Here is a 21,493-nt window from a genome sequence, read left to right as displayed (position 1 = left end):
GCATGACGCAGTGCGGCATGGACTCATGAAAACGCCTCGAACCCGGCGGGATTCGAGGCGTCACAGGTGATTATAAGGAGAGGGGAAATTCAGGCAGCGAAGTCGACCGCCTCGGAGGCGGTGAAGGTGGCGAAGCGCTGCAGCGTGCGGATCGCAGCCTCGTGATCCTCGGCAGTGGGGCAGGCGCAGCAATCCTCGAGCACGGTGACCACGTAGTCGCGGTCATGCGCGTCGCGGACGGTGCCCTGCACGACGGCCACGGTGGAGACGCCGGAGCAGAAGATGCGCTCGATGCGGTGCGCCCGCAGGATGGGCTCCAGGTTGGTGCCATAGAAGGGGCTGACGCGATGCTTCACGATGTCGAAGTCGCCCGGCTGCGGTGCCAGCGCCTCATGCACCTCGGTGCCCCAGGTCCCGAGCTTGAACAGGCCGTGCTGCTTCGCGCCGTTGAAGATGGCCGAGGTATCCGGCGCCTCGCGGTAGTCGGGCGAGAAGCCCACGCGGACATAGCCGATGGGCAGGCCCGCCGTGCGCGCCTTGGCGATGGCATTCTTCGTCTTGCCAATGATGCCGCGGCCCTGCACCTGCTGCCCCAGCGGCCCTTTCCCGTTGGGTCCCGTCTCCGCGACCAGGTCGTTTTCCATATCGAGCACCAGGTAGATCGAGCGCATGCAAGCTCCTTGCTTGGTTGGCGAAAGGGTCAGTCGTCGAGGCGGACGTTCAGGCGCGCGACGCGCTCCCGCCAGATCAGGTCCTCCTCCTGCAGATAGGCGATGAAGCGCTGCCGGTCCGCGATGTCGGCGATCAGCCCGTTCTGCGTGAGGAAGGCCAGCGCCTCCGGCGTGCGCACGAAGGCCTGGGTTTCCTCGGCGATGCGGTCGGCGATGGCCGCCGGCGTGCCGGGTGGCGCCAGGATGGAGAGCCAGAGGTCGCCCGTCAGCGCCACGCCCTGCTCGGTCAGCGTCGGCACCTGCGGGATCGCCGGGAAGCGCTGCGCCGTGGCGACGCCGAGGATGGGCAGCCGCCCGCCCTGACCGAGCGCGACAGCGACCGGCAGCATCATGGAATCCACCTGATCGGCCAGCAGGGCCGCGACGGCCGGAGAGGCGCCCTGGAAGGGCACGTGCTGCATCTCGGTCTGCGTCTGGAACTTGAAGGTCTCCATCATGACCTGCGACGTGCTGGCCACGCCCCAGGACGCGAAGGTGAGGGGAGTCGCCGCCCGCTGCTTCGCGAGCGCCACGAAGCCAGGGATGTCGGTGACGCCGAGCCCGGGGCGCGTGACGACGGAAAAGATCAGCTTCGCCACCGCCGAGACGGGCACGAAGCTCTGTGGCTGGTAGGGCAGCCGGCGGTAGACGACGGGGTTGACCGAATGCGTGTCGGCCGTGGTGAAGATCAGCGTGTGCCCGTCCGGCGCGGCCTGCTGCGTCGCCTGGGAGCCGAGGGTGCCGTTCGCGCCCGGGCGGTTCTCCACCACGACGGTCTGGCCGAGCCGCGGCGTCAGCTCGCGCGCCACCCAGCGTGCCACGAGGTCTGTCGCGCCGCCCGGCGGATAGGCGACGATGAGGCGCACCGTGCGCGTCGGCGCCCAGGCCTGCGCGCGGCCGATCCGCGGCGCGAGGGGAAGGCCGGTCGCGGCCAGCAGGGCCGTGCGGCGTGTGGTGCGGGCGGTCATGGGAGTTTTCTCCTTCTATCCGGCGGTGATGCCGGCGGCGCGGATCAGCGCGCCGGTTTCCTCGAAGCGGCGGGTGACGTAGCTGCGGAAGGCGTCCGGCGTGCCGCCCACGGGCTCGACGCCCATGCCGGCCAGCCGCGCGGCCATCGCCGGGTCGCGCAGCGCCTCGTTGACCGCGGCATTGATGGCGAGGATCGCCGCGGCCGGCGCGCCGGCCCGCACGAAGAGCCCGAACCAGGAGGTGGAATCGTAGTCCGGCACGCCCTCCTCGATCAGCGTCGGCAGGCTGGGCACCAGGGCGGAGCGCCGCGCGGCGCCGATCGCCAGTGGCCGCAGGTCGCCGGAGGTGATGAAGGACTGCACGGAGGGATAATTCTCGAACATCACCTCGACATGGCCGGCGATCATGTCCGTCGCCGCCGGGGTGGTGCCGCGATAGGGCACATGGGTCATGTCCACCCCGGCGCGCACCCGGAAGAGCTCGCCGCTGAGATGCGCGAAGGAGCCGACGCCGGCGGAGGCGAAGGTCATCCCCGGCGCGGCCTTCGCCCGCGCCACCAGATCGCGCACCGAGCGGATGGGGCTGTCGCGCCGCACCACCACCACGGCCGGGCTGTCGCCGACGAAGGCCACCGGGTCGAAGTCGCGCAGCGGGTCGTAGGGCATGCGCGGCGCGAGATGCGGGTTGATGGTGACCGGCCCCGGCGTGCCGGCCATCAGCGTGTGGCCGTCGGCCGGCGCGTCCAGCACGCGCTGCGCGCCGATCATCCCGCCGGCGCCGGTGATGTTGTCCGACACGACCGGCTGGCCGAGGCGGTCGCTCAGGATCTGGGCGCAGAGCCGCGCCATGATGTCGGTGCTGCCGCCCGCGGCGAAGGGGACGACCATGCGCATCGGGCGCGCCGGAAAGTGCTCCTGCGCCGCCGCGGCGCCCGGCAGCGCGGCCAGCGCCGCGAGCAGGCCTCGTCTGTTCATGCGCGCCCTCCCTCTCCGTTTCAGGCCGGGCGGTCCGACACCTGGTCGAGCCCGTAGAAGGCCAGCAACTCCTTCACGCGCTCGCGGGGCGGCTTGGCCTGGAAGTAGCCGCGGCGGCAGGGCGAGACGCCGGTGACCTGCTGCAGGCCGACCATCATCTCCGCGGCCTTGATCGTGGCCGCGAGGGAATCCACCACCGGCACGCCGTCCACCTCGTTCACGCCGGCGCGGGCCAGCAGCAGGCAGAGCGGCGCCTCGCCGGGAATGATCACGTCCGCGCCTCGGGCGATCAGCGCGCGGGCGTCGGCCCGGAAGCGCTCCACCAGCGGCGCGGGGTCGCCGGCATAGGCGGTGAGCACGTCGTTGAAGCCGAAGCTCACGTCATGTGCGCCCACGAAGCGGGAGGAGAGGCCCATCCGCTCGACGTTGCGCTCCACCGTGCCGCCCATGCCACGGATGAAGAGCAGCACGCCGATCCGCTGGCCCAGCATCGAGGCCGCGAGCATCGCGCTCTCGCCGTAGCCGACGACAGGGATGTCCACCAGGCTGCGGATCTCCTGCAGCGAGGGCTCGGGCAGGGTGGTCAGGGCGAAGGCGTCGAAGCCCTGCTCCTCGGCGGCGATCGCGCCCATCACGAACTGCTGGCTGTGCAGCGTCTGGAAATAGGCGAACTGGATGTCGTTGCCGGGATATTCGGTCAGGTAGGTGGCGGGATGCATGCCGTGCATCACCACCTCCGTCCCCGGCGCGGCAACGCGCGCGAGGTGCGCCTTCATCGCCTCCGCATAGGGCGGCAGGTTCTGCAGCACGGTGAAGCTGTGGTGCCAGATTCGCATGGTCGCTCCGCTCAATCGGCCCGGATGCGGCCATTCATGTCGGGCGCCTCGGAGCTGTCGCGCCCTCCGCCGCCGTCATCCCGCCGTTTCCTCGCCCTCTGCGTGGAGCATTCCCTTCCGCCTGCAGCAAGGCAATGACGGCCGATGTCGTGGCTGCGAAAACAGTCTTTCGTCTGGCTGAAAGGTGGGCGCGCTCAGCCGGCGACGGCCAGCCGCGACCGGAGGCGCCGGACTGCGCGATGCATCCCGATCTTGAGGCTCGCGACCGTCAGCCCGCTCTGCGCGGAGGCCTCGGCGAGGCTCAGCTCCTGGAAGCGCGACAGGGTCACGGCGACCTGCTGCACCCGCGGCAGCTCGCGGATCGCGGCGCGCACCTGGTCGCGCAGGATGCCGCCGAGCGCCGCCGCCTCGCCATCGGCCGCGAGATGGGCCTCGGACAGGTCGTCGATCCGTGCCTCGCGCCGCTGCCGGCGCATGCTGCGCCGCAGGCGGTCGATGCAGCGCCGCTCGCAGATCGCGGCGATCCAGGGGCGGATGGGCCGCTGCGGGTCGTAGGCGGCGCGCAGTCTGTGGATCGTGAGCAGCGTGTCCTGCACCGCATCCTCCGCCTCCGCCGCATCGGCGATGCGGCGGCGCGCGATGGCGCGCAGCATCGGCAGCATCGCGCGGAGCAGGCGGTCATAGGCGCTGGCGTCGCCTGCCATCGCCGCGGCCATCCAGTCCTCCCAGGCACCGTCGGAGGAGACGGCGTTTCGTTTCAGTGCGGCTATGGTGGATGGGTGCGGCACGGGAAGCCCTCCTGGGCCCGGGCGGGAGGCCGGGCGACGGCCGGGTTATCCCGCCGCGGGAGGGGCCGCCGCCAATTCCCTTCGGGCATCGGTGCGATGCCCGGCGTGTCAGGAGGCGGCGGGCTCGTCCTTCGGCATCGCGTCCGTCTCCGGCCAGCGATGGCGGCGGATGGCCTGCACGAAGGTCGCAAGCGGGGTGGACCAGCGCCGCCCTGCCACCGTCACGAGGTTCACCTCGCGCCAGACCTCCGCATCCTCGACCGGCCGCAGGGCCAGTGCCGGATGGGCGGCGGAGTATTCGGGGATGAAGCACACGCCCATGCCAGCGGCGACCATGGTCTGGATCCAGTCCTCCTTCTCGCTGCGGTAGGAGCGGATGATCTCGGCGCCGGCGGCCTCGCAGAGCTCGCGCAGCACGTCGCGGAACTCGCAGTTCTGCCGCTGCAGGTAGATCTGCCCGTGCATGTCGCGGATCACGATGGAGGCGCGCGCGGTGAAGGGATGGCCCATCGGGCAGGCGAGGACGAAGCGCTCCTTGTAGAGCGGATCCGGCCGCAGCCGCTCCTCATAGGCCTCGGGCTGGGCCATGACCGCGACGTCGATCTCGCCGGACAGGAGAAGTTCCGCCAGCCGTCGCGGCGTCGCCTCGCTCAGCGAGAGCTCGATGCCCGGGAAGTCCATGCGGAAGCGGTTGAGGAAGCCCACGAAGCGCATGGGCCCGATCGTGCTCATCACGCCGAGGCGCAGATGCGCGCTCTCCAGCCGGAGGAAGCGCGAGGCATTGTCCTTCGCCTCCATCGCGCGGGCCATCACCTCCTCGAGATGCGGCTGCACCAGCCGGCCGAGCGGGGTGAGATGCGTGTTGCCCCGCTCGCGCGCGAAGAGCAGCCCGCCCATCTCGTCCTCCATCTTCTGGATGGCGCGGGTGAGCGCGGGCTGCGTCACGTGGCAGTGCTCGGCGGCGCGCGTGAAGTTGAGCGTCTGGCAGACGGCCAGGAAGTAGCGGATCTCGTGCATCTCCATCGGAACGGCCTCTCGTTTCCTGCACGTTCGATGCCGAGGGTGGGAAGGTTGCGCGGCCGCGGTCCTTCCGGTCACCGGATCGGGACATCGAAAGCATAAGCGCACGGCATTTCCGGACGCCATGACGGAATGGCTACCTCGCCGCATCCACGGTGGAGACCGTCATGTCCATCATTCCGCATGCTTCGCGGCGCGTTCTGGCCCTGCTGCCGCTCGGCGGTCTCGCCGCCGCGCCGGTCCAGCCCGGCCCGGCCGCCGAAGCCCGGCGGCTCTACGCGGCCTTCGTGGCGGCGCAGAACGCCCACGACTTCCCGGCCGTGCGTGGTCTGCTGCTGGAGAGCGAGGAATTCCTCTGGGTCAGCAACGGGCTGACGCTCTGGGGGCCGGACGCCTTCATCGCGCGCAACCGGCGCTTCCACGCCAACGAGGTCTGGCGGATCACGCCCGACGAGGCGCGCCTGCGGGCGGTCGTGGTCGATGGCGGATCGGCCCTCCTCCACGTGCCGCTGGAGCTGGAGGTCGGCCCGCGCGCCAGGCCGCAGCGCTACCGCATCCTGGTGACCGCGCTCTGCGCCGGCACGCCGGCCGGCTGGCGCATCGCCGCCCTCCTCACCACCGACGCCAATCCCGAGCAGGGCTGAGGCCCGCGAACCCGCTTCCACCGGGCGGGCCGCGATCCCCGCGCCCGCCGCAACCCAAGGGAGAGTTGAGATGACCAGGATATCCTTCACCCGCTTCGGGGTCCCGCTCGCCGGCCTGATGGCGGTCTTCGGCATGGCCTCGGCGGAGGCCGGGAGCTGCCCGCGCCAGCACGTGCTGACGCAGCCGCGCCAAATCCGCGACGCGCCGGATGTCGGCGTCACGCGCGAGATCCTCTCCGTGGTGGATCTGCGCGGCTGGCGTGGCCTCGGAGACTTTCAGCTTCGCACGCGGCGGCTGATCGTGGCGCCGGGCGGCATCGTCCCGACGCACCAGCATGACGACCGGCCCTCCATCGTCTTCGTGGTGAGCGGCGAGATCTGGGAGAACAGCGCCTTCTGCGCCGTGCCGATCCGCCACCGCGCCGGTGAGTGGACGCCCGAGTTCGGCGCCGGGCACGCGCATTGGTGGGAGAACCGCACGCGCCGCCCGGTGGTGCTCACCTCCTCGGACATCGTGCCGACGGAGATGATCGACGATCCCGACATGTGAGGCCGTGCCCGGGGGGACGCGCCGCCCCCCGGACCCAGCATCGAAAGCATAAGCGCACGGCATTTCACGCGGCGGGCGCCGGGCGCGGAACCTCACCGCATCCACAGCGAAGTCCCTCACGGAGCATCCCCATGTCCATCCAGGCCACCCTCGACGCCCCCAGGGCCGCCGCCCTCCCGCCGCTCGCCGGCAAGGTGGCGCTCGTCACCGGCTCCACCAGCGGCATCGGCCTCGGCATCGCCCGCGCGCTCGCTGCGGCCGGCGCCGACCTCGTGCTGAACGGCTTCGGTCGCGCCGAGGAGATCAGCGAGGCGCAGGCGGCCATCGGCTGCGACTTCGGGGTGAGCTCCAGCTACTCGCCGGCCGACATGTCCGACCCCACGGCCATCGAGGCCATGATGCGGACGATCCAGGACGAGCACGGGCGGCTCGACATCCTCGTGAACAATGCCGGCATCCAGCATGTCGCGCCGGTGGCGGATTTTCCTCCGGCGAAATGGGACCAGATCCTCGCCATCAACCTGAGCGCCGCCTTCCACACCACGCGCCTCGCGCTGCCGATGATGCGTGCCGGCGGCTATGGCCGCATCGTCAACATCGCCTCGGCGCACGGACTCGTCGGCTCGCCCTTCAAGTCGGCCTATGTGGCCGCGAAGCACGGCATTGTCGGGCTCACCAGGACCGTCGCGCTGGAGGTGGCGGAGGAGCCGATCACCTGCAACGCCGTCTGCCCCGGCTATGTCTTCACGCCGCTGGTCGAGGCGCAGATCGGCCAGCAGGCCGCGGCGCACGGCATCCCGCGCGAGGCGGTGATCCGCGACGTGCTGCTCGCGCAGCAGCCCAACAAGCGCTTCGCGACGGTCGAGGAGATCGGGGCCATCGCCACCTTCCTGGCCGGCCCGCTCGCCGCCTCCATCACCGGCACGGCCATTCCGGTCGACGGCGGATGGACGGCGCATTGAATCCCCCAAGGAGATCCCCGTCATGACCGACACCCTCGAAGCCCCCGCCGCCGCCTTCGATCGGGAGGGGCTCGGCCAGATCGTCCTCGTCCTGCAGGGCGGCGGCGCCCTCGGCGCCTACCAGGCCGGCGTCTATCAGGCGCTGGACGAGGCCGGCATCGAGCCGGACTGGGTGATCGGCACCTCCATCGGCGCGATCAACGCCGGGATCATCGCCGGCAACCGGCGCGAGCACCGGCTGGCGCGCCTCGCCGCCTTCTGGGAGCGGATGCGCCATGACCCCGTTACGCAGATGCTGCGCGGCATGCCCGGCTGGGGCCCGCTCGCGGCCAATGCGCTGACGATGATGGGCGGCCTGAAGAGCTTCTTCGAGCCGAACCCCTGGGCCTCTCTGGGCTTCGGCCTGACGGCGGAGTCCGCCGGCTACTACTCGACCAGCCCGCTCGAGGCGACCTTGCGCGAGCTCATCGACCCCGAGGTGATGGCCGCCGGCGCCACGCGCCTCACCGTCGGCGCGGCGAATGTGCGGACGGCGGAGATGCGCTACTTCGACAGCCGCGACGAACCCGTCTCCATCCGCCACGTCATGGCCTCGGGCGCGCTGCCGCCGGCCTTCCCCGCCGTGCGCATCGACGGCGAGCTCTACTGGGATGGCGGCATCCTCTCGAACACGCCGGTGGAGGCCGTCTTCGACGATAATCCGCGGCGGAGCGGCCTCGTCATCACCGTGAACATCTGGCATCCCAAGGGCAGCGAGCCGGACGACATGATCAAGGTCCTGGCTCGCCAGAAGGACGTGCAGTTCGCCAGCCGAGCCACCGTCCAGATGCAGCGGCAGAAGGAGCTGCACCGGCTGCGCCACATCATCAGCGAGCTCGCGCACACGCTCCCGCCCGAGCTGCGCGACCGGCCCGAGGTGCGCCGGCTGAAGGGCTATGGCTGCGACACCGTGATGCATGTCGTGAGCCTGCAGGCACCCGTCCTGGCCGGCGAGGACCACACCAAGGACATCGACTTCAGCGCGACCGGCATCGCCGGGCGCTGGAATGCCGGCCATGAGGACACGCGGCGCGTGCTGGAGCAACGGCCCTGGACCCGCCCCTTCGACCCGCTGGAGGGCTTCGTGCTCCACGAGGCCGAGGCGGGCACGATCGTCCGCGAGGGCTGAGCCCGTGCAACGCGTCGTGATCCTGGGCGGCGGCTTCGCGGGCGCCACGCTCGTCGGCCGGCTGGCGCGCGGCCTGCCCGAGGGCTGGGAGGTGCTGCTGATCAGCGAGGAGAGCTACACCACCTGCCACCCGCTGCTGCCCGACGTGGTCGGTGCCACCGTCTTCCCCGAGCATGTGGTGACGCCGCTGCGCCAGGTGATCCGCGGCGGGCGCTTCGTCATGGGGCGGGTCACGGGCGTGGAGCCCGCGCAGCGCCGCGTGCATTGCGAGACGCTCTCCGGCGCGCGGAGCTTCGCCTACGACCAGCTGGTGCTGGCCTGCGGCAACCGCGCCCGGCTCGACCTCATCCCCGGCATGGCCGAGCATGCCGAGCCCCTGAAGACGATCGGCGACGCGCTGCACCTGCGCAACACGGTGCTGCGCCAGCTCGCGCGGATGGAACTGGCCGCCGACCCCGCGATGCGCGCGCGGCTGGGACGCTTCGCGGTGATCGGCGGCGGCTTCTCCGGGGTGGAGGTCGCCGCCGCGCTGGCCGATGCGCTGCGGGGCGCGCGGCCCTTCTACCGCGTGGAGGTGGAGGAGCTCTCCATCGCCGTCATCCAGAACATCGGGCGCCTGCTGCCGGAGCTGCCGGAATCCCTCGGCCTGGCGGCCGAGCGGGCGCTGCGGCGGCTCGGCGTGGCCATCCATCTCGACACCTCCGCGCAGGCCGTCACCGAGGAGGGCGTGCAGCTCGCCGACGGCACGCTGGTCGCGGCGGGCACGGTGGTCGGCACCATCGGCACGCGGCCCAATCCACTCGTCGAGGCGATGGGGCTGCCGCTGGACCGTGGGCGCGTCGCTGTGGATCCCGCGATGAACGTCACGGGCCATGCGAACCTCTGGGCCCTCGGCGACTGCGCGCGCGTGGTGAACGCGCTGGACGGGCAGCCCTCGCCGCCGACCGCGCAGTTCGCGGTACGCCAGGCGCATGCGCTGGCGGAGAACCTCATCGCCGCCGCGCAAGGCAAAGAGGGCCGGCCCTTCCGCTACAGGCCGCGCGGGATGATGGCCGCCATCGGGCACCGCAACGGCGTGGCGCAGGTCCTGGGGATCCAGCTCTCGGGCCTGCCGGCCTGGTTGCTGTGGCGCGCCTATTACCTCGGCCAGGTGCCGACGCTGCTGCGCAAGCTGCGCATCTGGGTGGAATGGACCTGGGGCATGCTCTTCTCCTCCGACATCACCCATATCCGCTTCACGCGCAGCGCGGAGGCCGACGCGCGGCCCGGCGAATGACGGGCGGGCTGGGTTTCGCGGCGGCCCTGGCGGCGGCCGCGCTGATGGGCTTCGCCATCCAGCGAGGCGCCACCTGCCTCGTCGCGGCGGTGGAGGAGCTCCTCGCGCAGCGGCGCGCGACCCGGCTGCTGGCGCTGCTCGAGGGCGGTGCCTGGGTCGCGGCTGGGCTGCTGGTCGTGCAGGCGGCGGGCGGGCTCAGCATGCCGCCCTCGCCCTATCCGGCGACGGGCTGGACGGTGCTGGGCGGCGCGCTGCTTGGCCTCGGCGCCTGGGTGAACCGCGGCTGCCTCTTCGGCACGGTGGCGCGGCTCGGCAACGGCGAATGGGCCTATCTGGCGACGCCCTTCGGCTTCTTCCTGGGCTGCCTGAGCTTCGGGCGGCTGCTGCCGCTGCCACCGCCGCATGTCGCGATGGCGCGGTCCTCGGTGCTCTTGGCACCGGGCTGGGTCGCGATCCTGTGCCTGCTGCTGCTGGCATGGCGGATCGCCCTCCATCTCCGCCGCCGGCAATGGTCGCCGCATCTGGCCACCCTCGTGATCGCCGCGACCTTCCTCGTGACGCTGCTGCTCGTGGGCAGCTGGAGCTACGCCGACGTGCTCGCCGAGGCGGCGCGCGGCATGTCGCGCGAGGTGGCGGCGCGCCTGCTCCTGCTGCTCGCGCTGCTGTCGGGCGCGATGCTGGGCGGGCGGCTGGCGGGCGTCGCCGTCGCGCCGCCGCCGGGGATCTCGGGCGTGTTGCGCTGCCTCGCGGGCGGCTGGATCATGGCTTGGGGCGGCATGCTGGTGCCTGGCCAGAATGACGGGCTGATCCTGCTCGGCGTGCCGCTGCTCTGGCTGCATGCGTGGCTCGGCGTGCTGGCGATGTCCGGCGCGATCGCGCTGGCGCGAGGCCTGTCCCGCTGAGGCGCCAGCCCAGCAATTCGGCCGGATTCGCGACATGGTTACATAAGAAACAGGTTTATTTCCCAGCCGAAGGGTGATTGGCGGAGCCGCTCTTCCGGTTGCTATCTCCCGCAGCGGCGATCACGCCAGACAAAGGAGAAAACCCATGGCTTTCAACATCCGCAACACCCTTCGCGCCGCCAGCCTCGCGCTTCCGCTCGCCGCCGGCGCCATCGCCTTCAGCCCCGCGGCGCGCGCCGAGGGCGAGGGCGGCGGCGCCTTCATGGTGGACCGCGTCGCCGAGGTCCTGATGCAGCAGGCCACCGCGGCCGGCATGGCCACCTGCGAGGGTGTGCTCACGCCGGTCAGCAATGACGGCACCTATCGCCTGACCTACCGGATCGTGCGGCCCGGCGACACGATGATCCCGCGTCCGGCCAACAGCATGACGGCCGTCATCGTGACGGACGCCTGCCGCCGCTGACCGCCTCCCGCGAGGTGTGGTGCAAAGTGCCGGGCAGGGGAACCTGCCCGGCATTTTCTTGTGCCGGGAGCGTGAGTTTTCCTCATGCAACGTGAGGTAAACTCGTTTGCCTGCCGGTCTTTGATCCGTCTACGCCAGTCCCGGAAAATAATGCGGGCGGGGAAACGATCGTGGGCGGTGCCGAGAATGGCGGGAATGCGCGATGAAGGCGGCGCCCTTCACCTATCTCCGCGCTGAAAGCCTCGACCATGCGCTGGAGCAGCTCGCGCGTTACGGCGGGGACTGCAAGCCGATCGCCGGCGGCCAGAGCCTCGTTCCCATGATGGCCATGCGGCTCGCACGGCCCGCCGTGCTGCTCGACATCAACCGGCTGGATGAGCTGAAGGGCCTGGACCTCGACGCGGCCCGCGCCGCCACGGGCGCGACCTTCCGGCAGCGGGATGTCGAGGCGCATGCCGGCCTGCTCGCCGCCGTGCCGCTGCTGGGCGAGGCGCTGCGCTGGGTCGGCCATGTACAGACGCGCAACCGGGGGACGGTGGGCGGCAGCCTCGTCCATGCCGATCCCTCGGCCGAGCTGCCGCTGGCCGCCGCCATCCTGGACGCCACGCTGATTCTGCGCAGCCAGGGCACCGGCGAGCGCCGCGTCGCCGCGCGCGACTTCTTCATCGCCCCGATGTTCACCGCGACCGCCGAGGCCGAGTGCCTGACCGCCGTGGAATGGCCCATCTGGCCGGGCGCCTCCTGCGCCTTCGAGGAGGTGGCGATCCGCCATGGCGACTTCGCCATGGCCTCCGCCGCCTGCCAGCTCCAGCTCGACGATGCCGGCCTGTGCCGGCGCGCGGCCTTCGGGCTTGGCGGCGTCGCTGGCACGCCGCTGGCCTTCCCGGACCTCGCGGACGAGCTGCTGGGCCGGCGCGTCACGCCGGCGCTGGCGCGGGATATCGCCGAGGCGGCGGCCGCGCGGGCGGAGCCCGGCTCCGACACCCATGCCGACGCCGCCTATCGCCGCCATCTCGCCGCCGTGCTGCTGCGCCGGGCCCTGCTGCGGGCGGCCTTGCCGGCCGCGCCGGCGCTGGCCGCCTGAGGGAAGGGACCGCCATGACCGCCGCCATCCCCGTCGAGATCACCGTGAACGGCGCGCCCCGCCGGGCCCTCATCGAGCCGCGCACCACGCTGGTGGATTTTCTACGCGATCATGTCGGCCTCACCGGCACGCATGTCGGCTGCGAGCACGGCATCTGCGGTGCCTGCTCGGTTCTGCTCGACGGCGATCCCGTGCGCGCCTGCTGCCTCTTCGCCGTCCAGGCGGAGGGGATGTCCGTCACGACGGTCGAGGGGCTGGCGCCGTCGCGCGGCGAGCTTTCCGCCCTGCAGGATGCCTTCCTGGAATGCCACGCGATGCAGTGCGGCTACTGTACGCCCGGCATGCTGGTCGCCTGCACCGACCTGCTCGCACGCGTCCCGCATCCCAGCGAGGCGGAGATCCGGGACGCCATCGGCGGGAACATCTGTCGCTGCACCGGCTACCAGCAGATCGTGGACGCAGTGAAGCTCGCCAGCGGTCAGGGCGCGCCGGGCCATGACTGAGTTCCGCTACATCGGCAAGCGGCGCCGCGCGGTGGAGCATCGCCGCTTCGTGCGCGGGCAGGGGAATTTCGCGGCCGACATCGTGCCGGCGGGCCTGCTGCACGTGGCCATCGTCGCGAGCCCGCATGCCGCCGCGCGCATCCTTTCCATCGACACGGCGGCGGCGCTTGCCATGCCCGGCGTCCACGCGGTCATCACCGGCGAGGAGATGCAGCCGGAGCTCGACCCCATGCTGCCCGGCGTGGACGCGCCCGCCGTCACGCGCTTCCCGCTCGCGCGCGGCGTGGTGCGCTATGCCGGGGAGTGGGTCGTCGCCGTGGTGGCGGAAAGCCGTGCGCTCGCCGAGGACGCCTCCGAACTGGTGGAGGTGGAGTACGAGGCGACGCCGCACGTCGTGGACCCCGAGGCCGCGCTGCTTCCCGATGCGCCGCTGGTGCATCCCGCGCATGGCTCCAACCTCATCTGGCGCCGCGTCTTCCACTGGGGCCCGGTGGAGGAGGATTTTTCCGCCTCCGAGCATCGGCTCTCCTACCGCGTGCGCTGGGCGCGCTCTTCCACCGTGCCCATTGAGACCTTCGTCGCCACCTGTTCCTGGAACGATTCCACGGGGCTGCTCGACGTCTGGGCCTCGATCCAGATGCCGAAATTCCCCGACCAGATCGCGCGCTGCCTGCGGCTGCCGGGCAATGCCGTGCGCGTGCATTACGACGTGGATGTCGGCGGCTCCTATGGGGTGAAGCGGGGCCTGAAGCACACCCTCCTCGCGGGTTGGCTGGCGAAGCGGCTGGGGCGGCCGGTGCGGTTCCTCGAGGACCGGCTGGAGAACATGCGCGGCGGCGACATGCAGGGGCCGGACCGCATCTTCGACGTGACGCTGGCCTTCGGCGGCGACGGCATCATCCGCTCGATGAAGATGCGCGCGCTGGACGACATCGGCGCCTATTCCGGCCGCGCGCCGCTGCAGCTCGGCAAGCCCGTGGGCGCCATCGTCGGGCCCTACACGATCCACAGCGTCCTCTACGACGCCGGCGCCGTCATGACGAACAAGACGCCGCAGGAGGCCGTGCGCGGCTTCGGCCAGGCGCCGACGAACTATGCGATCGAGACCGGCATGGACAAGGTCGCGCGCTTCCTCGGCCTCGACCGGATCGAGCTGCGCCGGCGCAACCTGATTCCGAGCGACCGCTTTCCGTACCTCATCCCCTCGGGCACGCGCTACGACAGCGGCGACTACGAGGCGGTGCTGGACAAGGCGCTGGCCGGCGCGGAATACGCCGCGCTGCTGCGGCAGCGGGACGCGCTGCGGGCGGAAGGAAAGCTGGCCGGCATCGGCATCTCCACCTGCCTGGAGCCATCCGGCGGCAATTCCTCCTTCGAGCCGCTGTTCAACCCGAAGAACACCACCACGACCTGGATGGATTCCTGCCTCGTCCGCGTGGACCTGAACGGCGCCGTCACAGCCGTCATGGGCACCACCACCTCCGGCCAGGCGCATGAGACGATGGTCTCCACCGTGGTTGGCGAGGTGCTGCGGCGCGAGCCGGATTCCATCCGCGTCATCCATGCGGATTCGCTGAACGCGCTGCCCTCCAACAGCCCGGTCGGCTCGCGCATGGCGATCATGCTGGGCGGCGCGGCGGCCGGCGCGGCGAAGAGAATCCGCGCAAAGATGACGGCGATCGCGGCGCATGATCTCGGCGTCGAGGTCCAGGCGATGGGCTGGGAGGATGGCGACGCCTTCGTCGCGGCCGACCCCTCGCGCCGCCGTTCCTGGGCGCGGCTGGTCGAGATCGCCCATCGCGAGTTCCACAACCTGCCGCCCGGCATGGAGCCGGGCCTGCAGGAAAAATTCGTCTGGGAGGTGCCGACCGGCGGCGAGCTGCCCACGCCCGATGGCCGCGTACAGATGTACCCCTGCCACTCCTTCGAGTGCCACGTCATCCTCGCCTCGATCGACGCCGAGACCGGCAAGGTCACGCTGCACCGCTACGCCGTCGGCCATGACTGCGGCGTGATGATCAGCCCGGACGTGGTGCACGGCATGACCTATGGCGGCGTCGCGCACGGCATCGGCGCGGCACTGATGGAAAAGTTCTCCTTCTCGCCGGAAGGGCAGCTGCTCTCCGGCTCCTTCATGGACTACCTGCTGCCCTCCGCCATGGAGGTGCCGTCCATCGCGATCATGGACCACTGCACGCCCTCGCCCTTCACCGAGTTCGGCCAGAAGGGCTCGGGTGAGGCGGGCTATCTCGGCGGCCCTGCCGCCATCGCCAGCGCCATCAACGACGCGCTCGCGCCCGAGGGCGCCCAGATCGACGCCCTGCCCATGACGCCCGCCGCCATCTGGCGCGCGCTGCGGGCCGCCATCCCCGCCGTATCAGTGCCCGAGCCGGCGAAATGAAGAGGACTTGCTGAATGAGTGAAGCCCTGAAGACCGTTCAGGATGGCCGTCTGCTGCGCGTGATTCTCTCGCGCGAGGATTGCGGCGTCACCGACAGCATGGCTGCCGCGATGGCCGAGCTGCTGCTGCGGGCGCACGAGACCTCGGACGCCGTGCTGCTCACCAGCGCGGGTGCCGATTTCTGCACCGGCCGCGTGCGCGACGTACCGGGCCCGCCGGCCGCCGAGGCCTATTCCCGGCGCCCCGAGTACAATGGCGTCTTCGACAGCTACAAGGCGATCCGCAACGCGCAGATCCCGGTCATCGGGGCGATGCGCGGGAAGGTGATGGGCTACGGCCTCGCGGTGGCGGCGCTCTGCGACGTCTCCTTCGCCGCGGACAGCGCCACCTTCAACATTCCCGAGATCAACCACAACGTCATGCCGACGATGGTGATGTCCGCCGTCTACGACCGCATGAGCCGCAACGCGATCCTGCGCCTCGCCTATTCGGCCGACTTCATCCCCGCGAGCCGCGCGCTGGACTACGGCATCGTCTCCGACGTCGTGCTCGAGGCGCAGCTGGACGCGGAGGCCGAGCGCTTCTGCCAGGTGGTGCTGAGTCGGCCGCGCCCGGCGGTGCTTGGGCTCAAGGAATATCTCCGCGTGGCGCCGCGCATGGATGACCAGGGCGCCGTCGACTACGCGCGCAGCCTGCACTCGATGGTGAACACCGCCGCGGCGATGAAGAAGCCCGCGCACCACTGACCACGACAACAGGGAGAGGACGGAGATGACGCTCGAAACCATCCGCCGACGCGGTCTTCTGGCGGCTTCCGCCAGCCTGCTCGCCGCGCCGGCCCTAGCGCAGCCGGCCGGGCGGACAATCCGTATCCTTGTGGGCTTCCCGGCAGGTCAGGCCACCGACACGGTGGCCCGGCTTTGGACCGAGCGCCTCGGCGCGGGCTCGCGCGACAGCTTCATCGTGGACAACCGGCCGGGGCAGGGAGGCAGTCTTGCCCTCGGCGCCCTGGCGCGCTCTGCGCCGGACGGGACGACGATGATGCTGGCCCACATGTCCGCGCTCTGCACCAACCCGCATCTCTACCGCTCCGTCCCCGCCGACACGCTGCGCGACTTCGACGCGGCCGGGCTGATGGCGGACCTGCCCTTCGTTCTGGTCTGCAACCCCGCGCTGCCTGTGCACAACCTTGAGGAGCTGGCCCGCTACGCCCAGGCGAACCCGGATCGGCTGTCCAACGCCTCCTCCGGCAATGGCACGGTCTCCCACCTCGCGATGGAGGAGATCAAGCGGCTCAAGGACATGCGCATCACCCACGTGCCTTATCGCGGCAGCGCACTCGGCGTGACGGATGTGATCTCGGGCAATGTGCAGATCGCGCTGGAGACGGCGACCGCCACCATCCCCCATGTCCAGTCCGGTCGGCTGCGCGCGCTGGCGGCGGGGACGGCGCAACGGCTGGTCGCGCTGCCGGATCTGCCGACGCTGCAGGAGCAGGGGCTGCAGGGCTTCACCGCCGTGACCTGGCTGATGGCGCTCTACCCGACCGGCGTGGGGGCCGAGACCCTGAACGCGACCCATGCGGCGATCGACCGCACCATGCGCGTGCCGGAGGTGGAGCAGCGGCTGCTCACGATCGGCGCAGTGCCCCGCTACAGCGCCAATCCCGACGAGGCGCAGGCCTATATGCGCGCAGAATACGCGCGCTGGGGCGAGGTGGTGCGGCGCAGCGGCGCCGTCATGGAGTAGGGCCCAGCCTGGCCGCCCAGCCCTGCATCATGGCCTCGGTGTCGCGGCCCTCGCCCTGGAGCCACTCGACGAAGGCGGCCACGGCCGGCGCCCGCCCTGCCGCATTGGCGAAGTAGCGCCGCCGCTTCGCGCCCAGCGTGCCGAAGGGCGCGACCAGCCGACCGGCGATGATGTCGTCCATCACGAGGAAGGCGGGCACCAGCACCACGCCGAGCCCCTCGGAAGCGGCCTGAAGTGCGAAGAACATCTGCTCGAAACGCTGCGTCCGCGCCGGCCGCAGCTCGGGGATTCCGGCGGCTGCGAGCCAGTCCGCCCAGGCATAGGGTTCGGTCCCGTAGCCGATCAGCACCTGCCGCGCGAGATCGGCCGGCCGCGCCAGCCGCCCGCCCTCGGCGAGGCTCGGGTGGCAGACCGGCAGGATCAGCTCCGTCATGAAGGGGAGGGAGACGCAGCCCGGCAGCGGCGCCTGCGCGCCCCGGATGGCGATGTCGTAGCCGCCCGGCTGGAAGCGTACCGGGTCGAGCGAGGCCGTCATCCGCACCTCGATCCCCGGCCGCCGGCGCTGGAAGCCCGAGAGGCGCGGGATCAGCCAGCGCATGGTGAAGGTGGGCGGCGCGCTGACCTGCAGCGCGCTGGGGGTTGCGTGCTCCATCACGCCGAGGGAGGCGACCGCCAGCCGGTCCAGCGCCGCCGTCGCCTCGGCGAGGAAGACGCGCCCCGCTTCGGTCAGCGTGAGCTGCGATGGGCCACGGAGGAAGAGCGGCGCGCCCAGCCACACCTCGAGCTGCGCGACTTGCCGGCTGATGGCGCCGTGCGTGACATGGAGCTCCGCGGCGGCCTTGGTGAAGCTCACATGCCGCCCGGCCGCCTCGAAGGCGCGGATCCCGTTGAGGGGGAGAGCTCGGCGGCTGGCCATGTTTCCTCGTTGCTTTCTGGGCTTTGCCGGGAGATTAGGCCGGGCCGGCGATCAAGGCATCAGCGGGCATCTTCCAAGTTGACCGCCCCCCATCCAACGGCGAGGCTGCCGGCGATGTCGCGAAAATCCTTGGAATTCCGCCACCTGGAGGCCTTCCGCGCCATCATGCGCAGCGGGACCGCCACGGGCGCCGGCGCCATGCTCGGCGTCTCCCAGCCGGCGGTGAGCCGGCTCCTCTCCCAGGCGGAGGCCCTGGTGGGCTTTCCGCTGTTCGAGCGCCTGCACGGCCGCCTGGTGCCCACCGCCACGGCCCAGGCGCTCTACGAGGAGACGGAGCGCATCTTCACCGGCATCGAGGAGATCGCGGCGCTGACGGAGCGGCTGCGCGTGCAGTCGCCGCGGCGCGTGGTCATCGCCTCCCTGCCGACGCTGACCCTTTCGGTCCTGCCCGGCGCGGTCATGGCCTGGCGCGCGGCGGGGCGGCGCGAGACGCTGTCGATCCATTCCCGCACGGCCGGCGGCGTGCTGGGGCTGGTGGCCTCGCGGCAGGCCGATATCGGGATCGCGGTCGGCGTGCCGGCCATCCCGGGCGTGCGCTCAACGCCGCTGGCCCGCACCCGCGCCTGGTGCGTGATGGCGCCGGGACATGCGCTGTCCGCGAAGCCCGTGGTGCGGGCGGCGGACCTCGACGGGGAATCCTTCATCGCGCTCTCCCGCGAGGAGGGCCGGCAGGCGCTGATCGACGAGGCGCTGCGCGGCACCGGCGCCCGCTTCCTCGAGACGGTGGAATGCCGGATGACGGCCGGCGCGGTGGGCATGGTGGCGGCGGGCGTGGGCATCACCATTGCCGATGCCTTCTCCATCTCGGTCTATCTGGAGCGCGGCCTTGTGCTGCGGCCATTCGAGCCCACAGTCACCTTCGAATACCGCCTGATCTGGCCCGAGGAGGTGCGCGACAGCTTCGGCCGCGCGGCCCTGGCCCAGGCCATCCGCGCCCAGGCCCGCCGGGTGGTGGAGCGGGTGGCAGAGGCCGCCGCGTCATAACTCCGGGGTCGCCCGTATAACGGATTGGTATGGTGCACCGGGCAACCGGCGTGCGAGCGTGACGGCTGCATGACAGACCCTTTCGCCCTTGGCTTCGTCGAGCGCCCCTATTGGTGGGACGCGGCCCCGCCCACCATCGACACCGCGCCGCCCCTGCCGGACGAGGTGGAGGTCGCGATCATCGGCGGCGGCATCGCCGGGCTTTCCACCGCGCTGGAGCTCGGCCGCAATGGCGTGAAGGCCCTGGTGCTGGACCGCGAGATGATCGGCTGGGGCGCCTCCTCGCGGAACGGCGGCGCGCTGGCCGGGGCGGGGAGCCTGGGCAAGGTACGCTCGGACCTCGCCGACGTGTTGGGCAAGAAGTTTCTCCAGGAGCTCTCCGAGGAGAGCGAGGGCGCCTTCGAGAGCTTCGAGGCGCTCGTCGTGCGCGAGAACCTGGACTGCGACTTCGTCCGCTGCGGCCGTTTCGTCGGCGCCCATGCGCCCAAGGCCATGGACGCGCTGAAGCGGCGTGCCGAGCTGATCAACGCGGCCGCCGGCGAGCAGGCCTTCATCATCCCCAAGGAGCGCGTCGCCGAGGAGATCGCGACCGACCGCTTCTACGGCGGCATGGTGCTGCATCGCGCGGGCTCGCTGCATCCGGCGAAATATGTCCGCTCGCTTGGCCAGGCCGCGGAGCGCAACGGCGCGATCCTCGCCGGCGGGACCGAGGTGAAGGGCTATCGGCGCCAGCCGGATGGCAGCTTCCTCGTCGAGACGAGCCGCGGCACCGTCCGCGCCGGGCACGTGATGGCCGCGACCAACGGCTACACCGGCAAGGCCACGCCCTGGCACCGCCGCCGCCTCATCCCCGTCGCGAGCTACATGATCGCGACCGAGGAGCTCGGCGAGGAGCGCGTGCGGAAGGCACTGCCGAAGCTGCGCGTCTATGGCGACACGAAGAAGGTCCTCTACTACTTTCGGCCCTCGCCGGATTATCGCCGCATCCTCTTTGGGGGGCGCGCGAGCTTCGTCGATGCCGATACGAAGCGCTCCGGCGCGACGCTCTACCGCTTCCTGACGGATCTCATCCCCGAGCTGGGAGGGGTGAAGGTCACGCACAGCTGGAAGGGCAACGTCGCCTTCGCCTTCGATATGATGCCGCATGTCGGCTGCGAGGACGGGGTGCACTACGCCATGGCGTGCAACGGCAGTGGCGTCACGACCATGACGCATCTCGGCGCGGTCGTGGCGCAGCAGATCCTGGGCGGCGGCAACAGCATCTCCGCCTTCGCGCGGCTGCCCTTCCCGACCAAGCCGCTCTACACCGGCGATCCCTGGTTCCTTCCCATCGTCGGCACCGCCTATCAGCTACAGGACCGGCTCGATGGCTGGAAGTTGCGGAACTAGGCGATGGGACAGCACCCCTATTTCACCCGCGCCGAATACGAAGACCGCCTCGCGCGCCTGAAGGCGCGGATGCGCGCCGCGCAGGTCGATGCCGCGCTCTTCGACGAGATCGAAGCGATGATCTGGGTGACGGGCTTCGGCAGCTCGGCCAACCGCTGGCGCTGCGCCGTGATCCCGATGGCGGCGGAACCCTTCTTCCTCATCCGCGCGCTGGACGGTGGCATCTGCCGCGACCGTGCCTGGATCGAGGACGTGCCGACCTATCGCGATTGGGAGGACCCGATCCCGGTTCTGGCCGCCGCCTTCGCCGAGCGCGGGCTGTCCGAGGCGCGCATCGGGCTGGATTTCGAGAGCTACGGCATGTCCGTCGGCCGCTTCGCCGCCATCCGCAAGGCGATGCCGAAGGCCGAGTTCGTGGACATCGGCCCGGTCATCGCGGAGCTGCGGCTCATCAAGTCCCCGGCGGAGATCGAGCTGCTGCGCCGCGCCGCCGCCATCGCCGACCAGGCGACGCTGGACGCCGCCGCCGTCTGCGTGGTGGGCGGCTACCAGCGCGATGCCTCGAAGCGCGCGCAGATGACCTTCGTGGAGATGGGCGGCGACCCCTACCGTCCCGGCCCCATCACCGCCGGCCGCGGCTGGAATTTTCTGCACGCGCCCTCCGGTGACGAGCCGCTGGAGAAGGGCGACGTGGTGCATATCGAGCTCACGCCGCGCATCCATGGCTACAGCTCCCGCATCATGCGCAACGTCGTGCTCGGCAGGCCGGAGCCCGAGCGCCAGCGCGCCATGGACATCCTGATCGAGCTGCAGGACCATCAGATCGCGGCGATGAAGCCGGGGGCCATCGCCTCCGAGGTGGACGCCATCCTGCGGCAGGGCGTGATCGCATCCGGCCTGCGCGACAGCTACGACAACATCACCGCCTATACGCTCGGCCTCTATGGCGATGCTGGCCCGCGCACGAGCGACTTCACCCGCATCTTCCACCCCGAGGCGCATTGGCCGTTGGAGGCGGGAATGGTCTTTCACGTGTACGCCTCGGCCGGCGGTGCCGCGATCAGCGAGTCCGTGCTCGTCACCGAGACCGGCTCCGAACGCCTCACGCGCCTGCCGCGCGGCTTCATCCTCAACGCATGAGCCCA

General features: G+C 71.0%; 22 protein-coding genes. 15 read left to right on the top strand and 7 right to left on the bottom strand.

Annotation, left to right across the window (positions count from 1 at the left end):
• Nucleotides 1-89: 89 nt before the first annotated feature.
• From AC1ROY_RS25475 to AC1ROY_RS25450, 6 genes are all read right to left on the bottom strand, one after another.
• Nucleotides 90-671 (bottom strand): cysteine hydrolase family protein, encoded by a 582-nt coding sequence (locus tag AC1ROY_RS25475; protein ID WP_493151719.1) that lies wholly within the window; start codon nt 669-671, stop codon nt 90-92.
• Nucleotides 672-700: 29 nt separating this feature from the next.
• Entirely contained in the window at nt 701-1,678 is a 978-nt protein-coding gene (locus AC1ROY_RS25470; protein WP_493151718.1) for a Bug family tripartite tricarboxylate transporter substrate binding protein, read from the bottom strand.
• Between the two features lie 15 nt (nt 1,679-1,693).
• Nucleotides 1,694-2,653 carry a Bug family tripartite tricarboxylate transporter substrate binding protein gene (locus AC1ROY_RS25465; protein WP_493151717.1) on the bottom strand — a complete coding sequence of 320 codons (960 nt, stop codon included), beginning with the start codon at nt 2,651-2,653 and terminating at the stop codon, nt 1,694-1,696.
• 20 nt (nt 2,654-2,673) lie between these two features.
• The gene (locus AC1ROY_RS25460; RefSeq protein ID WP_493151716.1) at nt 2,674-3,489 is read right to left on the bottom strand and encodes an aspartate/glutamate racemase family protein; all 816 of its coding nucleotides are present in this window, start codon (nt 3,487-3,489) and stop codon (nt 2,674-2,676) included.
• 194 nt (nt 3,490-3,683) lie between these two features.
• Nucleotides 3,684-4,277: an RNA polymerase sigma factor gene (locus AC1ROY_RS25455; RefSeq protein ID WP_493151715.1), complete on the bottom strand. Its 594-nt coding sequence runs from the start codon at nt 4,275-4,277 to the stop codon at nt 3,684-3,686.
• Nucleotides 4,278-4,385: 108 nt separating this feature from the next.
• Nucleotides 4,386-5,300, bottom strand: a complete 915-nt coding sequence (locus AC1ROY_RS25450) for a LysR family transcriptional regulator (protein WP_493151714.1) — start codon at nt 5,298-5,300, stop codon at nt 4,386-4,388.
• Nucleotides 5,301-5,464: 164 nt separating this feature from the next.
• On the opposite strand from AC1ROY_RS25450, the gene AC1ROY_RS25445 reads away from it, so the two are divergent.
• The 12 genes from AC1ROY_RS25445 (at nt 5,465) to AC1ROY_RS25390 (ending at nt 16,999) form a co-directional block, all read left to right on the top strand.
• Nucleotides 5,465-5,941: a Cif family virulence factor gene (locus AC1ROY_RS25445; protein ID WP_493151713.1), complete on the top strand. Its 477-nt coding sequence runs from the start codon at nt 5,465-5,467 to the stop codon at nt 5,939-5,941.
• Between the two features lie 70 nt (nt 5,942-6,011).
• Nucleotides 6,012-6,491, top strand: a complete 480-nt coding sequence (locus AC1ROY_RS25440) for a hypothetical protein (RefSeq protein ID WP_493151712.1) — start codon at nt 6,012-6,014, stop codon at nt 6,489-6,491.
• Between the two features lie 131 nt (nt 6,492-6,622).
• Nucleotides 6,623-7,453 (top strand): 3-hydroxybutyrate dehydrogenase, encoded by an 831-nt coding sequence (locus AC1ROY_RS25435; protein WP_493151711.1) that lies wholly within the window; start codon nt 6,623-6,625, stop codon nt 7,451-7,453.
• A gap of 22 nt (nt 7,454-7,475) precedes the next feature.
• Nucleotides 7,476-8,621 carry a patatin-like phospholipase family protein gene (locus AC1ROY_RS25430; RefSeq protein ID WP_493151710.1) on the top strand — a complete coding sequence of 382 codons (1,146 nt, stop codon included), beginning with the start codon at nt 7,476-7,478 and terminating at the stop codon, nt 8,619-8,621.
• 4 nt (nt 8,622-8,625) lie between these two features.
• Nucleotides 8,626-9,897, top strand: a complete 1,272-nt coding sequence (locus AC1ROY_RS25425) for an NAD(P)/FAD-dependent oxidoreductase (protein WP_493151709.1) — start codon at nt 8,626-8,628, stop codon at nt 9,895-9,897.
• The gene (locus AC1ROY_RS25420; protein WP_493151708.1) at nt 9,894-10,799 is read left to right on the top strand and encodes a YeeE/YedE thiosulfate transporter family protein; all 906 of its coding nucleotides are present in this window, start codon (nt 9,894-9,896) and stop codon (nt 10,797-10,799) included. The genes AC1ROY_RS25425 and AC1ROY_RS25420 overlap by 4 nt, the downstream gene beginning before the upstream one ends.
• A 145-nt stretch (nt 10,800-10,944) precedes the next feature.
• Nucleotides 10,945-11,262 (top strand): hypothetical protein, encoded by a 318-nt coding sequence (locus AC1ROY_RS25415; RefSeq protein WP_493151707.1) that lies wholly within the window; start codon nt 10,945-10,947, stop codon nt 11,260-11,262.
• Between the two features lie 202 nt (nt 11,263-11,464).
• Nucleotides 11,465-12,346: an FAD binding domain-containing protein gene (locus AC1ROY_RS25410; protein ID WP_493151706.1), complete on the top strand. Its 882-nt coding sequence runs from the start codon at nt 11,465-11,467 to the stop codon at nt 12,344-12,346.
• A gap of 14 nt (nt 12,347-12,360) precedes the next feature.
• The gene (locus AC1ROY_RS25405; RefSeq protein WP_493151705.1) at nt 12,361-12,849 is read left to right on the top strand and encodes a (2Fe-2S)-binding protein; all 489 of its coding nucleotides are present in this window, start codon (nt 12,361-12,363) and stop codon (nt 12,847-12,849) included.
• Nucleotides 12,842-15,250, top strand: a complete 2,409-nt coding sequence (locus AC1ROY_RS25400; protein ID WP_493151704.1) for a xanthine dehydrogenase family protein molybdopterin-binding subunit — start codon at nt 12,842-12,844, stop codon at nt 15,248-15,250. The genes AC1ROY_RS25405 and AC1ROY_RS25400 overlap by 8 nt, the downstream gene beginning before the upstream one ends.
• Before the next feature lie 14 nt (nt 15,251-15,264).
• The gene (locus AC1ROY_RS25395; RefSeq protein ID WP_493151703.1) at nt 15,265-15,996 is read left to right on the top strand and encodes an enoyl-CoA hydratase/isomerase family protein; all 732 of its coding nucleotides are present in this window, start codon (nt 15,265-15,267) and stop codon (nt 15,994-15,996) included.
• A 25-nt stretch (nt 15,997-16,021) separates the two neighbouring features.
• Nucleotides 16,022-16,999, top strand: coding sequence for a Bug family tripartite tricarboxylate transporter substrate binding protein (locus AC1ROY_RS25390; RefSeq protein ID WP_493151702.1), 978 nt, complete (start codon nt 16,022-16,024; stop codon nt 16,997-16,999).
• On the opposite strand, the gene AC1ROY_RS25385 is transcribed toward AC1ROY_RS25390, so the two are convergent.
• A complete protein-coding gene (locus AC1ROY_RS25385; protein WP_493151701.1) occupies nt 16,989-17,915 on the bottom strand; it encodes a LysR substrate-binding domain-containing protein in 927 nt (308 codons plus the stop codon). The two genes, AC1ROY_RS25390 and AC1ROY_RS25385, sit on opposite strands and share 11 nt — an antisense overlap.
• 129 nt (nt 17,916-18,044) lie before the next feature.
• On the opposite strand from AC1ROY_RS25385, the gene AC1ROY_RS25380 reads away from it, so the two are divergent.
• The 3 genes from AC1ROY_RS25380 to AC1ROY_RS25370 all read left to right on the top strand — a co-directional run bounded on the left by AC1ROY_RS25380 (nt 18,045) and on the right by AC1ROY_RS25370 (nt 21,488).
• Nucleotides 18,045-18,959, top strand: a complete 915-nt coding sequence (locus tag AC1ROY_RS25380; protein ID WP_493151700.1) for a LysR substrate-binding domain-containing protein — start codon at nt 18,045-18,047, stop codon at nt 18,957-18,959.
• 69 nt (nt 18,960-19,028) lie between these two features.
• The gene (locus AC1ROY_RS25375; RefSeq protein WP_493151699.1) at nt 19,029-20,348 is read left to right on the top strand and encodes an NAD(P)/FAD-dependent oxidoreductase; all 1,320 of its coding nucleotides are present in this window, start codon (nt 19,029-19,031) and stop codon (nt 20,346-20,348) included.
• 3 nt (nt 20,349-20,351) lie between these two features.
• On the top strand, nt 20,352-21,488 hold the full coding sequence (locus AC1ROY_RS25370; RefSeq protein ID WP_493151698.1) for a M24 family metallopeptidase: 1,137 nt from the start codon (nt 20,352-20,354) through the stop codon (nt 21,486-21,488).
• Nucleotides 21,489-21,493 lie beyond the last annotated feature (5 nt).

This window comes from Roseococcus sp. GW821-FHT12F05 (assembly GCF_058806835.1).
The sequence above is the reverse complement of the archived record's forward strand: the minus strand, read 5'-3'. Positions and strand labels throughout refer to the sequence as shown.

Bases quoted from the DNA above. Each gene is read 5' to 3' on its own strand.
- AC1ROY_RS25475 (WP_493151719.1), bottom strand. From the start codon at position 671: ATGCGCTCGATCTACCTGGTGCTCGATATGGAAAACGACCTGGTCGCG.
- AC1ROY_RS25470 (WP_493151718.1), bottom strand. From the start codon at position 1,678: ATGACCGCCCGCACCACACGCCGCACGGCCCTGCTGGCCGCGACCGGC.
- AC1ROY_RS25465 (WP_493151717.1), bottom strand. From the start codon at position 2,653: ATGAACAGACGAGGCCTGCTCGCGGCGCTGGCCGCGCTGCCGGGCGCC.
- AC1ROY_RS25460 (WP_493151716.1), bottom strand. From the start codon at position 3,489: ATGCGAATCTGGCACCACAGCTTCACCGTGCTGCAGAACCTGCCGCCC.
- AC1ROY_RS25450 (WP_493151714.1), bottom strand. From the start codon at position 5,300: ATGGAGATGCACGAGATCCGCTACTTCCTGGCCGTCTGCCAGACGCTC.
- AC1ROY_RS25445 (WP_493151713.1), top strand. From the start codon at position 5,465: ATGTCCATCATTCCGCATGCTTCGCGGCGCGTTCTGGCCCTGCTGCCG.
- AC1ROY_RS25440 (WP_493151712.1), top strand. From the start codon at position 6,012: ATGACCAGGATATCCTTCACCCGCTTCGGGGTCCCGCTCGCCGGCCTG.
- AC1ROY_RS25435 (WP_493151711.1), top strand. From the start codon at position 6,623: ATGTCCATCCAGGCCACCCTCGACGCCCCCAGGGCCGCCGCCCTCCCG.
- AC1ROY_RS25430 (WP_493151710.1), top strand. From the start codon at position 7,476: ATGACCGACACCCTCGAAGCCCCCGCCGCCGCCTTCGATCGGGAGGGG.
- AC1ROY_RS25420 (WP_493151708.1), top strand. From the start codon at position 9,894: ATGACGGGCGGGCTGGGTTTCGCGGCGGCCCTGGCGGCGGCCGCGCTG.
- AC1ROY_RS25415 (WP_493151707.1), top strand. From the start codon at position 10,945: ATGGCTTTCAACATCCGCAACACCCTTCGCGCCGCCAGCCTCGCGCTT.
- AC1ROY_RS25410 (WP_493151706.1), top strand. From the start codon at position 11,465: ATGAAGGCGGCGCCCTTCACCTATCTCCGCGCTGAAAGCCTCGACCAT.
- AC1ROY_RS25405 (WP_493151705.1), top strand. From the start codon at position 12,361: ATGACCGCCGCCATCCCCGTCGAGATCACCGTGAACGGCGCGCCCCGC.
- AC1ROY_RS25400 (WP_493151704.1), top strand. From the start codon at position 12,842: ATGACTGAGTTCCGCTACATCGGCAAGCGGCGCCGCGCGGTGGAGCAT.
- AC1ROY_RS25395 (WP_493151703.1), top strand. From the start codon at position 15,265: ATGAGTGAAGCCCTGAAGACCGTTCAGGATGGCCGTCTGCTGCGCGTG.
- AC1ROY_RS25390 (WP_493151702.1), top strand. From the start codon at position 16,022: ATGACGCTCGAAACCATCCGCCGACGCGGTCTTCTGGCGGCTTCCGCC.
- AC1ROY_RS25385 (WP_493151701.1), bottom strand. From the start codon at position 17,915: ATGGCCAGCCGCCGAGCTCTCCCCCTCAACGGGATCCGCGCCTTCGAG.
- AC1ROY_RS25375 (WP_493151699.1), top strand. From the start codon at position 19,029: ATGACAGACCCTTTCGCCCTTGGCTTCGTCGAGCGCCCCTATTGGTGG.
- AC1ROY_RS25370 (WP_493151698.1), top strand. From the start codon at position 20,352: ATGGGACAGCACCCCTATTTCACCCGCGCCGAATACGAAGACCGCCTC.